The following is a 13,138-nucleotide window of genomic DNA, read 5'->3' on the forward strand; positions in this document are numbered from 1 at the left end:
GGATAAAAGTAAAAGGCAGGGAGATGTGTTGCGATTTTGCCACATTGTATCTCTCTGCCCTCACTTCAAGAGTGAATTTTCTTCCCCGGAAAAGTCAAGGGAAATACTCTTTACTGCGATAAATAAAATCAATAGAAAAGAAGCAATAGGCTTTATCCAAGCTTTATCAAACTTTCCTCCAAGGCTTTGATTTTGCCTTCAGCATCAGCTTGTTTCTTACGCTCCATTTCTATAACCTGCGCAGGTGCTCCTGCGACAAACCGTTCGTTGCTTAGTTTTTTCATCACCGAATTTAAGAAGCCTTTGGTGTAGTCGATTTCCCTCCGGATATTCTCTTTTTCCTCTTCTACATTGATAGAGTCACCCATAGGGACAAAGCACTCGTCAGACTTAACCACAAAGCTGAGTGAATTGGTTACTTTCTCGCCGAAATTAAGTGAAGAAAGATTGGCCAGCTTATTTAAGACTGCTTCGAAACGACCATATAACCCTTCGTTTTTGGCATTGATGGTTAAGTCAAGCGATTCTTTTGGTGACATGCCTTTGGATGCACGTAGGTTTCGTACCTGAGAAACTACCTCAAAGACCTGATTGGCTTCCTCGATGATTTGCTGATCGTAGCCTTTTTCGGATGGCCAAGAAGCCAGGATTAAGGATTCTTCTACTGATCTTTCCTTAATCTGATGCCATAGTTCTTCAGAAATAAACGGCATAAATGGATGAAGGATTTTCAGGATATCTTCGAAGAGCACAATGGTCTTGTCATAGGTCGCCTGATCGATTGGATGCTGATATTCGGGTTTGATCATCTCCAAGTACCAAGAGCAGAAGTCTCCCCAAACCAGCTTGTAGGTAGTCATCAACGCATCGGAAATTCTGAATTTCTCATAGTGCTCATTGATTTCTACCAGTGCTTGGTTGAACCGGTTTTCAAACCATTCTATACTTGAGGCATTGGACGAACCCTCAAGACTCGGATCGATTTCCCAGCCTTTTACCAGACGGAAAGCGTTCCAGATTTTATTGGCAAAGTTTCTTCCCTGCTCCACGAGCTTGTCATCATAAGGCAAATCATTGCCGGCAGGAGAGGAGAACAGCATTCCGGTACGTACCCCATCAGCTCCGTTCTGGGCTATCAGATCCAGCGGGTCAGGAGAGTTGCCCAGAGACTTGGACATTTTTCTGCCTAGTTTGTCCCGTACAATTCCGGTTAGGTACACGTTTTTGAAAGGCTTTTCACCCATATACTCGTATCCGGCAATGATCATACGTGCCACCCAGAAGAACAAAATTTCCGGTGCAGTTACCAGATCATTCGTAGGGTAGTAATATTTCAATTCTTCATTCGGCTTGCCGGTGGTGAAGACCTCCGGATCAAAAACCGAAATCGGCCAAAGCCAGGAGCTGAACCAGGTGTCCAACACATCTTCGTCCTGCTGTAAATCCGATAAGGTGAATTTGCCGTCAAATTTCTCATTGGCGATGGCCAAGGCTTCCTTAGCAGTTTTTGCGACTACAAATTCCCCGTTAGGAAGGTGGTAAGCCGGGATTCTGTGTCCCCACCAGAGTTGACGGGAAATACACCAGTCACGCACATTTTCCATCCAAGAGCGGTACATGTTCTTGAACTTTGGGGGGTATAACTGGATCACGTCATCCATTACCGAGCTGAGTGCGGGCTTGGTGATTTCGTCCATTTTCAGAAACCACTGCAAAGAAAGTTTTGGCTCGATCACCGCATCTGTTCTTTCCGAATGTCCCACATTGGATTTGTAATCTTCTATTTTCTCCAACTGATCTACTTCTTTCAGCTTTTTGGCGATCATCTTTCTAGCAACAAAACGATCTTCTCCCACTAGAATCTGGGCTTTTTCATTCAGCGTTCCGTCATCATTCAGGATGTCGATCACTTCCAGCTTGTGCTTTAGTCCCAGTTCATAGTCATTGATATCGTGGGCAGGAGTTACTTTTAGGCAACCCGTACCGAATTCCATATCCACGTATTCATCGGCTATGATCGGAATGGCACGGTTGATCAAAGGGACTATGGCCTTCTTACCTTTTAAGTGAGTGAATCGGGGATCATTAGGATTCACACAGATCGCCACATCAGCCATGATTGTCTCCGGCCGGGTGGTAGCGATGGTAAGGAATTCATTCTCCGATCCTTCGATCTTATAGTTGATGTAATAGAGTTTGGAAGCGATTTCCTTGGTGATCACCTCGTCGTCTGACAGCGCAGTTTTCCCTTTAGGATCCCAGTTGACCATACGGATGCCACGGTATATTTTGCCTTTTTTGTGGAGGTCTACAAACACGGAGATCACCGCATCACTCAGCCCTTCATCCATGGTGAAAGCTGTTCGGTCCCAATCGCAGGAGGCTCCCAATTTTTTGAGTTGCTCAAGGATAATTCCTCCGTATTTTTCTTTCCATTCCCATGCATGTTCTAGGAATTTCTCGCGGGTCAGGGACTTTTTGTCGATTCCCTGTTCTTTCAGCAAGTTCACCACTTTCGTTTCCGTAGCGATCGAAGCATGATCTGTTCCGGGAACCCAGCAGGCATTTTTTCCCTGCATTCTGGCACGACGGATCAATACATCCTGAATGGTATTGTTCAGCATATGTCCCATATGCAAGACGCCTGTGACGTTTGGAGGAGGGATTACGATGGTGTAAGGTTCTTTATTCGGGTCAACTTTCGAAGAAAAAAGCTTGTGCTCCATCCAGTAGGCGTACCACTTGGCTTCGGTAGCTGCCGGATCGTATTTGCTGGCAATAGACATATTGGATAAGTATTTGAGCCGCAAAAATAGCGAAAAAGCCAATTTTGGAGGCATGATTGGCGGATCAATTGTGGAAAAATGAGGTTTAAACCGCAAAGAGCGCAATGGGAGGGTTTAACCGCGGCGGGCACGGAGGTTGACGCAGAGAGCGCAGCTTTAAGTTGTCCTGCTTCTCCTGAACCTGGACTAGTCTAAAAATTTTCATTCATGCTTTTCGGAATTTGTAGTCCCAAAATTTACTTTTCCTACTTAGTGCCACAATCACAACTTCTTCATTGACAGGTTAAAAATCAATACCTTATTTTCATCACCTCAAAAACTCTGTTCTCTTTAGCCAATTTTAAAGTTGCTTGCTCTCCAACTTTCTTGCCGATCAATATCCTGGCTATGGGTGAGATAAAGGATATTTTATTTTTGGCAATATCTGCTTCATCCACACCTACAATCTGGTAATTCTGGGTTTTAGGACTATTTCCGATTTTTAGGGTGACAGTTGCTCCAAACCGAATTTCATTTTTGGGCTGTTCGTCCAATGCTATTATTTTGGTGCTGGAGATCCGTTCTTCGAGCAAATGAATTTTAGCATTAATGAAATTTGATGCAATTCGTTTTTCCTGTTCTGTGGCAGCCTCTATAGCGGATTTTTCCTCGATCAGCCCTTGTTTTTCGGCAAGGAGCTCTTCCATTCCATTTTCGGTGACATAATTTATGACATCATCTGGCAAATCAGCTCTTGGTGGTACTAGAGGGGTTTCTTCCTGATCATCTTCTTTTACAAATCCTCTGCTCATGCGGTTATTATCTTTATTCTATATGTATAAGAGTTTGAGATGGGATTAAGTTTCCCAAGCAGGAGACAAGAGCTGGTAATGCAAAGAATAAACGAAGCAGTTATGCAACAAAATATCGTTTACTCCAGTCTTATACTGGTACGCAGCAGATTTTCAAACCTGTTTAATTCAACAAGCCACTAACGTTTAAATTAACTACTTATGTCATTTTTGAAACACAGTAAAGGAAAAGAACCGGTAGAGATTTTCTATCAGGATTATGGAAAAGGGAAACCTGTCATCTTAATACATGGCTGGCCATTGAGTCATCAGAGCTGGGAAGGTCAGATCAGGACGTTGGTGGAGGAGGGATTCAGGGTCGTTGCCTACGATAGGAGGGGGTTTGGTAATTCATCCCAACCATGGGGAGATTATGATTATACAACCTTAGCGGGTGATTTGAATGAATTGATCCTTCAGCTTGATCTTAAAGAGGTGACTTTAGTTGGCTTTAGTATGGGTGGGGGAGAAGTGGTGAGGTATTTTACTGAGTTTGGTGCAGATCGTATTTCAAAAGCTGCACTCATTGCATCCATAATTCCACTTGTGGCACAGAAAGATGATAATCCTGAGGGCGTTCCGCAAAAGGCTTTGGATGAGATCCTCGCTGCTCTAAAATCAGATAGATTGGGATTTCTAAAGGAATTTCATAAGAACTTCTATAATTATAAAAAAGATGCAGCGGGCGTGAGTGAGGCAAATCTGGAATTTGATTTTTCTGTTGCTTCTCATGCATCTCCTATCGCTACCATCAAGGCCGCAGAGGCCTGGGCTGGCACGGACTTCAGATCCGAATTGAAAAATGTTAAAGTTCCTACCTTGATTGTCCATGGAGATGAGGACAATATTGTGCCTTACAAGACTTCTGGAGAACAGGCGGCAAAAGGAATTACCGATAATACCTACCATCTAATCAAAGGAGCCCCGCATGGCTTAAACCTCACACATGGGGATGAATTGAATAAGCTTTTGTTGGATTTCCTGAAAAAGTAAGGAGGATATTTGTCATCTAAAAAGCCGGTCCTTTTATTAGGTTTCCGGCTTTTTTATGAAGTTTTTCTACGCTCAATTAATTTTTCTATAGCTCCGATTTCATCACTTTCATTGTAAGCATCGAACCAACGTTGTCCTTCTGGATCGATTGACAAGTCGCCTAAGTAAAATTTCACCTTTGTGCCTTTATCTGTTTCGATTAAATGATACTCGTAGGTTACAGTTCCTTTTGGTACTTCAGCTTTCCAACTTATATCCTGCAATGAAATCACAAATTTTCGTTGAGGAACAAATGAAATCACTTCTCCTGTGAGATAAACAATGTTTTTCTCATTAATCCATTTGATGTTGCTTCCTAAGCCAAAGGATTTATTTTCTTCAGCTTTTCCCGGAACAAACATCCAGTTATCGAAGTAGTAAGTGGCAGTGATTACCTCCCAAATTTCTTTTGGGGTAGTATGTGTCAATTTTTCTTTGTTAACTATAAGAGCGTTATTCATTTTTCTTATTATATGTGATTATTGACTCGATTCTATGGTGTTACATAGTGTCACTGTATAAAAGGTTGAACTTGTGGCCGTCAGGATCTGCAAATACACAAACGTAAAAACCATTTTCATCGTAAAAAGCCTTTCTATCCTTATTGGAGTCGAAAAAAACCGTTCCTCCCGCATTTTCTATTTCATCTATCCACTGATCAAATTCACTTTTACTAGCTGCCGAGAGCGTAAACATGATTTCGTTTCCTTGGCTGAGATCAGATAATTCCCCCTCTAGACTCGCTTTCAATTTTTCCTTTTCGAAGAAGTGAATTACGAATCCATCAGCACTAAAAAAGAAACTCACAAGCTCCTTGCTAGGATGACCATTTAGCTTAAATCCCAATGCTTGGTAAAATTCCTTCGTCCTTTCGATATTTTCTACCCCTAAGTTTGCCCAGATTTGTTTTGGTTTCATAGCGTATCAATTTGTTATAGGTTTAATTAGTATTTATGTAAATCAGCTTTTCTGTCAGTAAAGGGACTAAAGCATTGTAGGATTTGGTCAGCAATAGCATTGAGGCCACTTCGGTCACTTGTATTGAGCGTAGTCGAAGTATCGGTCATCTGACCAGGTGAGCAAAGAAATTATGGCTACTGGCATCATCCTATGGCTATTGAATGCGGTTAATTATGATATTTATTCTTTGTTTCTACTTATTATCATCTCCTACCTGCTTTAATAAGTTCACAACTAACGATCCTATTAGATTATCTTATCCCAGATATAATTTTTTAAAGTAATAATTGGAAATAGCTATGCCTACGAGAGCAAATGCAACTACTATATTAAAGGCGTGAGTTACTCCGGAAGATGTTAAAACCGCAGGATTTGCATTATCGGAAAATACCTGCGAAACGGTAGCCAGAATAGCAATTCCCAGCGCACCACCTACGCTGAAGGCAGTTTCTACTATACCCGAAGCGAGACCCGAGTCCGCCTCATTTACATTTGACAAGGCTGCAATTTGGGCAGAGACGAACGAAGTTCCCATTCCTATACCAAAAACAGATAATGCAATCAGCATAAGCCATGTATTGTGTTCGACAGGTAAGAGATTAATTGATGCCATTCCTATGCCCAGCAAGGCCATTCCCATTATTCCTACCGCACGCAATCCATAATTTGAGACGAAATACTGGCCTGCATATACACCCACTACGGACAAAGCAGTCATTGCTGTCATAGTTAAGCCAAACTGAAATGCAGTATATCCCAGCAATTGCTGGACGAACATCGTGAAAATATACAGCATTCCATCCACGGACATTCCTGCAAATAATATCAATAAATTGCCTCCTACCAGTGTTTGAGATTGAAATATTCGAAAAGGGACAAGCGGTGATTTCGCATGTTTTTCTACCCTTATAAATGCTGTTAGGAGCAAGAAACTTACTATACATAACGATAGAGTGGGAATGCTTAGTAACCCATGCTTCGGAATACCTGTAATTAGATAGGCTGTCATCAATAAAAAAGCAGTAACCAGTATGGCTCCTGCCATATCAAAGTCTGAGATTGTTCTGTCATTACTTTCTTTCAGTAGAAATGGGGTCAATATCAAAACCAAAATGCCAATTGGAAGATTGATGAAAAAAATCCATTCCCAGCCCAGCCATTCGGTTGTGGGGCCTCCAATCAACAAACCACCGGTTGCGCCAATACCTCCCATCGCTCCCCATATTCCAATAGCTTTGTTTCTTTCTTTGCTGTCAGTGAACGTGTTGATAACAATAGACAAAGCGGCGGGTGTCATTATTGCAGCAGAAATACCTTGAAGAAGTCTGGCAAAAATAAGTACCTCACCAGACCAAGAAAATCCACAGAGTACAGCGGAAAGTGTAAAAAATATTACCCCTATTGTAAACATTCGCCTTCGTCCAAAATAATCGGAGATGCGGCCACCTAATAATACCAACCCTGCAAAAACCAACATATAAATAATAATTATCCATTCGGATCCACCTAATGAGAACTCAAGTTCTTCCTCAATAGAGGGCAGTGCGGAATAAACACTGGTAGAATCCGTAACTACCATGAAAAAAGATGTGCAAAGTAATGTCAGGGCCCACCATAGATTTGATTTGCCTGTTTTCTGCTCTGATTGATTGATTTGGTACATAGTGTCTATCGCTTTTTCAGAATATTGGATAAAGGTAAAGCCTATAAGAACCAGTCAGTTAGTGCTATTTTGACAATATAGGGTGTTGAATGCGACAGGAGGCTTGATTATCTTTGGGTTTACCCAAAAGTAAAGCGATGCATATTTCCATTCTATTGCCAGAAGGCAACATTAGCGCAAGTAATTTAGAAGCGACCTATAAGATGTTTACCATGGCAAATGATGCATTGGTGAAATCTGGTAATGTTCCAAAGTTTGTAGTTCAGTTAGTGGCAGCAAATCTAGAGAAGAAGTCAAGCAACAACATATTCGACATTAAAGCTGATGTTACTACGCAGAATCTCGAAAAAACGGATTTGATTATTATACCTGCCGTACATGGTCCATACAAAGCGGTAGTTGATTCTAACAAAAACTTGGTTCCATGGCTGGTCGAGCAATATAGAAAAGGCGCAGAAATCGCCAGCTTATGCATTGGTGCATTTATATTGGCCAGTTCGGGTTTGCTGGATGGAAGGGATTGCACCACGCATTGGATGGCTGCGGAAGAATTCAAGGCTATGTTTCCCCTTGTGAATTTGCAGGACGACAAAATAATAACCGATGAAAATGGGATTTATACCAGTGGTGGTGCCTATTCTTCACTTAATCTCAATTTATATTTAATTGAGAAATTCATAGGACGTGAAATGGCTGTCAGGCATTCTAAAATTTTTGAGATAGACATTGATCGTAACAGTCAGTCGCCATTTATCATTTTTAATACACAAAAAAAACATGATGATGTGCTGATGCAGAAGGCTCAGTTGTATATAGAGCAAAATTACAGCGAAAGCATTACCGTAAGTGAGCTATGTGCAAGGTTTAGTATAGGCCGAAGAACTTTTGAGCGTAGATTTTCTAAAGCAATCAATAATACAGTGATAGAGTACTTACAACGTGTGAGAGTAGAAGCAGCGAAAAAAATGTTTGAAAAGAACTACTTGAATATCAGTGAGGTCATGTACAGCGTTGGCTATACCGATGGGACTGCTTTTAGAAAGGTGTTTCTCAAGATTGTAGGAATTACGCCATCCGCCTATCAGAAGCGATATGCTAGGATTAATTAGGAATGACTCTCACCTAGTCGGGAGGGACAGTCTGTGAGCCTACATCTTACGCCTGTCTACTCGTCTAGCCCCTTTATTTTAAATGTCAGTTTTTTCAACTCTCCTTTGTCAATAGTTCCATTTAGATTTCTGTCAATCAAAAAAGCAATGTAGAACTCTTTTAATTTGGTGTCTGTCATCTTAACTTCCATAGTGTCATAGTACAAAGAGTTTATTTCAAATTCAAGCTTCAAAAATTTCCCGGAGTCTTCCAAAAGGTTGAGTCTTTCACTTTCCGGGTTTTCATAAATCGTGTAATGGTGTCCGTTATTATTGAAAATCAAAGTTTCATATTTTCCACTTTTGTCGGGAGCCATTCCTGATCCCGGTTCAAAACAAGGAATATCAGCCTTTGATAATCCGACTTTTACTTTATCAAATTCAGATTTGTCAACAAAAGCTGCGATTTGAGCTGAATGAAATTCTTTGTTTTCGGAATCATATTTCTTGTTGTAAAATCTCAATGAGAATTCTTTCTTGTCAATTTCTATCGTTTCCGAAAGATTGTTCACGGAAGTTTCTACGCCATTTTGAAAAATAATCAATCCATTTTTGGTGTTTTTTTTGTTTCCGTTTGCCGTTTTTGATGTCTTACAAGCTTGAACAAGCACTAGGGTAAGAGTCAAAATAAAAGCTAGTCGTAAATGTTTCATTGTATTCATATTGTGTACATCTATTATATACGCAAGTGCATATATTCTCCAAATATCCTTGTTGTCCTGCTTCTCCAGAAGCTGGACTTAATCTAACTGTTAAGTAATGGACTTATAAATTTTGAAAATTACTGATCTGTATTCCTTCTCGTTCATGGTTTAGATTTCCCGCGTAGATGAGTTTTGCAGCACTTTCAGGAGCTGTTTTTTGGAAGTATTTCAAGCCTTTGAGAAAATCTGAATGATAGGTTTCCGACGATTTTATTTCTATAGCCGTCAATTTCCCATCATTTTCTTGCAAAAGATCCACTTCATTTTGATGACTGTCTCTCCAATAATATATGGCTGGAATATTTCCGGCATTGAGTTCTTTTTTCATGAGTTCCAGAATTACCAGGTTTTCAAATAGGGGACCCCGTGCAAAATGCACATTCAAATCTTCTGCGCGTTTTATTCCCAATAAACTGCATAGTACTCCAGTATCGTAAAAATACACTTTCGGTGACTTCAAAATCCGCTTATTGAAATTACGATAATAAGAAGGAAGTCTAAATGCAATGAAAGATGTTTCCAGCACGGTAAGCCACGCATTTACGGTTTTCTGATCGATTCCAAGTTCATTTGAAAAATTGCTTTGATTGAATATTTGACCAACTCTTCCAGCGAGTAATTGGAGGAATTTTTGGAAATTCCCCAGATCCATCACATTCAGGATTTGTCTCACGTCACGCTCGATGTAAGTTTGAATGTAATTGGGATAGTAGTCGTTAGGCGCGATGTCAAACTGATATTTTCTTGGATAGCCACCATTTACGGTCAGAGCTTCCCAAGATTGGATTGGGATATGCCCGGATAGTTCTGCCTTTGAAAATGGGAGTAAATTTAACATAGCTACCCGTCCCGCTAGGGATTGGGTGATTTGATTAGATAGAAGAAAGTTTTGGGAGCCAGTCAGAATATATTCGCCAAGAATATTTCTCTCGTCAGTTAATACCTGTAAATAGGAGAATAACTCGGGAACCCACTGGACTTCATCTAGAATGACTCCGTTTTGATATGCTCTAAGAAAAGCTAATGGATCAGATTTGGCAAAGTTCCTTGTTTCTGGTAGCTCCAGATTTACATAAGTATAATCTGGTTTCAATTTTCTTGCAAAGGTAGTTTTTCCGGATTGTCGTGGACCTGTGATGGCTAGCGTGGGAAATTTGCCTAAAAGCGATATTGCCTTGTCTTTTATATGTCTATCAAAATACTCCATTTTGTGTAAATTAGGAATCTAATTCCAAAATTACACAAAATGGCGCTCAAAATAAAATAATTTACTGAAAACGAGTATGTTGTGTGTGTTGTTTTTTGTGTTAACCGTATGTTGAATTCAACTTTTGTCGATTTTTCCAATGCCTCCAAGATGCGTATGGTGAAAACTGTCGTTGAATTTCAAGCCGTAGCCCATCATTCTATCAAAGGAAATGTGAGCAAATAGGATAATCCCGGCAAGTATCCAATACTCATTTTCAAATACCAGTCCGTAGCAAGCAACACCGGCAGCCGCCAACCGGTGATGAAATAGATTATAAATGAAAGCTCCAACTTTCGGACTGAATAAATACCCGATCATTCCTATGTCAGGAACCAGCAAGAGCGCTGGAAACCACCACCAGGCAAAGTCCAGTATGCTGAATAAATAAATGCTTAGCAGAAATATTGCGGCCTCTTCCAATTTTAATAAGTTCCTCATTGTTAAGTGATTTAGTGTTGAGGCAAAATTGGGAAGTAGAAGGCAGGATGCTCTTGATAAATATCAAGAAGTTGAGCTGAGTTGTTTATTTCTGATTCTACTGAAAGTTTCCGGTGTCATGCCAAGCATTGATGCGATGTATTGAAGCGGAACTTGGTTGAAAAGCTCCTTATTGTACTCAAAGAAATGCAAATAGCGTTCTTCGGCAGTCATGGACAAGTGAGTGAATACACGGTCTTCCAAAAAGGTAAAGCATTTGGCTATAAACAGCTTTTCAAGCTCATGCCAATTGGGAACAACATTTCCGATGGACTTGTAATCTTCTCCGCTGATGGTGAAAAGCTCAGCATCCGTCAAGGCTTCGATAGTCCAGCGAGCTGGAGTGCCAAAAAGTAAACTGGAAAGATCTGCCACAAAATAGCCTGGACTAGAAATCCATTGGGTTACTTCCTTGTCTTCGGTTTGCTTATAGACTCTCAAAAGCCCTGATTTTATAAAACTAAGCTTGTTGCAAGGCTTATCTGTTTTCAAAAAGTAATCTCCCTTTTTCAGCGTTTCCGGGTGAAAGCGTGAGCTTATAGCCTGCAAACTATCCTCACGCATCACCCCAAAGTAGCTAATTATATTTTGTTCGAGTTCTGTCATTGTTTGGTTAAAATAGTAAAAAAACAGATGTGGAGATTTTTCAACCACAAAGGACGCTGTGGTTCGACTGACTCACCAACCGAGGTTTACGCGGAGGTCGCAGATTTTCAGTTGTGCTGATTCACCAGAAGCTTGGCTTATCAGAAATACAAATTCATGTGGATAGTAAGGTGTAATTACAAATTACACCTAGCAACCTCAAAACTAAATTCTACGATCAGTGGGGGAGAATATGGCGAAATTATGGTAAAGCTAACTGCTTCTTTTCTTGCTCTTCAAGCTTAAAAAATGGAATAATAGTTTTTGAAAATGATTTTATGTCAACATTAAGGTTAAATATTTTTTCGAGAAATACTTTATAGTCATTAATCAATATGCACAATTCTTCCTGGTCTTGAATGAAAATCGGATAACAATTATTTTCTAAAAAGTTATTTATAAAGGAAAAGTCGTGAAGTTCGTGTATAATGCTAATTTTTCCAGCTAGATCAGAGTCAAGAGAAAAATTTTTGAAGCTTTCTATATAACTCTTATTATGAAATCGCTCATTGTTGAAGGGTTGTCCTCTGTGTGAAATATCATTAATTGTATAGCCTGTTTTTAAGTCAGTTCTATGTAATACTGGATTTGGAAGTATAAAGGCGAAGAAAGAAGGTTTCCTACTAATTACTGAAGAAAATTCAACGGGTTTTCGATCTGACTCATCTACATAAAAGAAAGTTTCAGCTTTCAACGGACTAAAATAACCACCTTTAGGGGAAATTTTATATTTAGTGTCAATTTTTGTTTCAAAATTGAAATGATAGGCCTTTTTTTGATAAAATTTTTCTAATCTTAAATTACTAAGGTGTCTAGTGTAGTTGGTGGGATCATACTCCTCAAATAATCCCATTGCTAATAATCTAACTTTCATAACTTCTCTATTAATCTATATTCCAATAATTATCAGGATCAAATTCAAATGCCTCCCTATTCATCTCCTCCATAACAGATCTCTCCCAATTAAAATGCTCTTCACCTTCAATTTCTTGTGACTCTTCTATCATTTTTTGATGCATCTCACTTTCAATTTCATATTGAATGGAATTTATTTCAATTAACTCATCTGCGTTAAGTAGATAAAATGGTACTATAAAATTCTTTGTTTTAATGCATACAGGATCAACATTAAGAAATTTTGATAAATATTCCTTATAACTCTCTGAGAAATCATAAATGTCTTGAAAATTTGCCTGAAATATTGGGCGAAACGGATTTTCTCTAAAATCAAAAGTATTTGGAATTTCTATGCGAACCCTATATCGTTCTAAGTTTTGGTAAGTCTTCTCTCGAAACTTTGACACTATTATACTATATCGATCTTCACCAGATATGCTTAAATTTTCAACTTCGTACTCTATATTTGGAAATGGAATATTGAATAAATAAAATAACGGGGCTCTGTCCACTATTTTTTTTATCCGTAAAGTTTTTCTTAAAAAAATCTTGAGAACTCACTAAATTTAAAAAATGAGTTTCATTTCTATTAATATTGAAAGCAAGAGTTTTATAGGATTTTTCTCCTTTTGAATCAATTTCGCATTTTAAAAAGTGTGTTTTTAAAATACATTTTTGCCGCCAACTCCCATGAAAAATCAAAGCGAGAGGCTTGAATGAGGTCTTTGTTTTTACTATCAATAACGA

The 13,138-nt window shown here is 39.3% G+C and carries 13 protein-coding genes; 2 read left to right on the top strand and 11 right to left on the bottom strand.

What is annotated here, in order from left to right; genetic code table 11:
* Nucleotides 1-152: 152 nt before the first annotated feature.
* Entirely contained in the window at nt 153-2,786 is a 2,634-nt protein-coding gene (locus ID165_RS05305; RefSeq protein WP_192351315.1) for a valine--tRNA ligase, read from the bottom strand.
* Nucleotides 2,787-3,076: 290 nt separating this feature from the next.
* Entirely contained in the window at nt 3,077-3,577 is a 501-nt protein-coding gene (locus tag ID165_RS05310) for a GreA/GreB family elongation factor (protein ID WP_192349338.1), read from the bottom strand.
* Nucleotides 3,578-3,778: 201 nt separating this feature from the next.
* Between ID165_RS05310 and ID165_RS05315 the strand changes: the two genes are divergently transcribed.
* Nucleotides 3,779-4,609: an alpha/beta fold hydrolase gene (locus ID165_RS05315; RefSeq protein WP_192349339.1), complete on the top strand. Its 831-nt coding sequence runs from the start codon at nt 3,779-3,781 to the stop codon at nt 4,607-4,609.
* A 53-nt stretch (nt 4,610-4,662) separates the two neighbouring features.
* On the opposite strand, the gene ID165_RS05320 is transcribed toward ID165_RS05315, so the two are convergent.
* The 3 genes from ID165_RS05320 to ID165_RS05330 all read right to left on the bottom strand — a co-directional run bounded on the left by ID165_RS05320 (nt 4,663) and on the right by ID165_RS05330 (nt 7,271).
* Nucleotides 4,663-5,109, bottom strand: coding sequence for an SRPBCC domain-containing protein (locus ID165_RS05320; protein ID WP_192349340.1), 447 nt, complete (start codon nt 5,107-5,109; stop codon nt 4,663-4,665).
* A gap of 40 nt (nt 5,110-5,149) precedes the next feature.
* Nucleotides 5,150-5,566, bottom strand: coding sequence for a VOC family protein (locus ID165_RS05325; protein ID WP_192349341.1), 417 nt, complete (start codon nt 5,564-5,566; stop codon nt 5,150-5,152).
* A gap of 298 nt (nt 5,567-5,864) precedes the next feature.
* Nucleotides 5,865-7,271: an MFS transporter gene (locus tag ID165_RS05330; protein ID WP_192349342.1), complete on the bottom strand. Its 1,407-nt coding sequence runs from the start codon at nt 7,269-7,271 to the stop codon at nt 5,865-5,867.
* Nucleotides 7,272-7,408: 137 nt separating this feature from the next.
* Here ID165_RS05330 and ID165_RS05335 point away from each other — a divergent pair, with 137 nt between their 5' ends.
* Nucleotides 7,409-8,380: a GlxA family transcriptional regulator gene (locus ID165_RS05335; RefSeq protein ID WP_192349343.1), complete on the top strand. Its 972-nt coding sequence runs from the start codon at nt 7,409-7,411 to the stop codon at nt 8,378-8,380.
* Between the two features lie 56 nt (nt 8,381-8,436).
* Here ID165_RS05335 and ID165_RS05340 read toward each other — a convergent pair whose 3' ends face one another.
* The 6 genes from ID165_RS05340 to ID165_RS05365 all read right to left on the bottom strand — a co-directional run bounded on the left by ID165_RS05340 (nt 8,437) and on the right by ID165_RS05365 (nt 12,903).
* The gene (locus ID165_RS05340) at nt 8,437-9,072 is read right to left on the bottom strand and encodes a hypothetical protein (RefSeq protein ID WP_192349344.1); all 636 of its coding nucleotides are present in this window, start codon (nt 9,070-9,072) and stop codon (nt 8,437-8,439) included.
* Nucleotides 9,073-9,184: 112 nt separating this feature from the next.
* Complete coding sequence (locus ID165_RS05345) at nt 9,185-10,330, bottom strand: ATP-binding protein (protein ID WP_192349345.1); 1,146 nt, start codon at nt 10,328-10,330, stop codon at nt 9,185-9,187.
* Between the two features lie 117 nt (nt 10,331-10,447).
* The gene (locus tag ID165_RS05350; RefSeq protein ID WP_192349346.1) at nt 10,448-10,810 is read right to left on the bottom strand and encodes a DUF4260 domain-containing protein; all 363 of its coding nucleotides are present in this window, start codon (nt 10,808-10,810) and stop codon (nt 10,448-10,450) included.
* Nucleotides 10,811-10,873: 63 nt separating this feature from the next.
* The gene (locus ID165_RS05355; RefSeq protein ID WP_192349347.1) at nt 10,874-11,455 is read right to left on the bottom strand and encodes a Crp/Fnr family transcriptional regulator; all 582 of its coding nucleotides are present in this window, start codon (nt 11,453-11,455) and stop codon (nt 10,874-10,876) included.
* Between the two features lie 241 nt (nt 11,456-11,696).
* The gene (locus tag ID165_RS05360; protein ID WP_192349348.1) at nt 11,697-12,368 is read right to left on the bottom strand and encodes a hypothetical protein; all 672 of its coding nucleotides are present in this window, start codon (nt 12,366-12,368) and stop codon (nt 11,697-11,699) included.
* A 10-nt stretch (nt 12,369-12,378) separates the two neighbouring features.
* Nucleotides 12,379-12,903 carry a hypothetical protein gene (locus ID165_RS05365; protein WP_192349349.1) on the bottom strand — a complete coding sequence of 175 codons (525 nt, stop codon included), beginning with the start codon at nt 12,901-12,903 and terminating at the stop codon, nt 12,379-12,381.
* Nucleotides 12,904-13,138 lie beyond the last annotated feature (235 nt).

Origin of the sequence: Algoriphagus sp. Y33 (assembly GCF_014838715.1) — a bacterium.
Lineage (GTDB): Bacteria > Bacteroidota > Bacteroidia > Cytophagales > Cyclobacteriaceae > Algoriphagus.

Coding starts and splice junctions, on each gene's coding strand:
- ID165_RS05345 (WP_192349345.1), bottom strand. CDS start 10,330: ATGGAGTATTTTGATAGACATATAAAAGACAAGGCAATATCGCTTTTA.
- ID165_RS05315 (WP_192349339.1), top strand. CDS start 3,779: ATGTCATTTTTGAAACACAGTAAAGGAAAAGAACCGGTAGAGATTTTC.
- ID165_RS05355 (WP_192349347.1), bottom strand. CDS start 11,455: ATGACAGAACTCGAACAAAATATAATTAGCTACTTTGGGGTGATGCGT.
- ID165_RS05340 (WP_192349344.1), bottom strand. CDS start 9,072: ATGAAACATTTACGACTAGCTTTTATTTTGACTCTTACCCTAGTGCTT.
- ID165_RS05330 (WP_192349342.1), bottom strand. CDS start 7,271: ATGTACCAAATCAATCAATCAGAGCAGAAAACAGGCAAATCAAATCTA.
- ID165_RS05305 (WP_192351315.1), bottom strand. CDS start 2,786: ATGTCTATTGCCAGCAAATACGATCCGGCAGCTACCGAAGCCAAGTGG.
- ID165_RS05325 (WP_192349341.1), bottom strand. CDS start 5,566: ATGAAACCAAAACAAATCTGGGCAAACTTAGGGGTAGAAAATATCGAA.
- ID165_RS05350 (WP_192349346.1), bottom strand. CDS start 10,810: ATGAGGAACTTATTAAAATTGGAAGAGGCCGCAATATTTCTGCTAAGC.
- ID165_RS05320 (WP_192349340.1), bottom strand. CDS start 5,109: ATGAATAACGCTCTTATAGTTAACAAAGAAAAATTGACACATACTACC.
- ID165_RS05335 (WP_192349343.1), top strand. CDS start 7,409: ATGCATATTTCCATTCTATTGCCAGAAGGCAACATTAGCGCAAGTAAT.
- ID165_RS05360 (WP_192349348.1), bottom strand. CDS start 12,368: ATGAAAGTTAGATTATTAGCAATGGGATTATTTGAGGAGTATGATCCC.
- ID165_RS05310 (WP_192349338.1), bottom strand. CDS start 3,577: ATGAGCAGAGGATTTGTAAAAGAAGATGATCAGGAAGAAACCCCTCTA.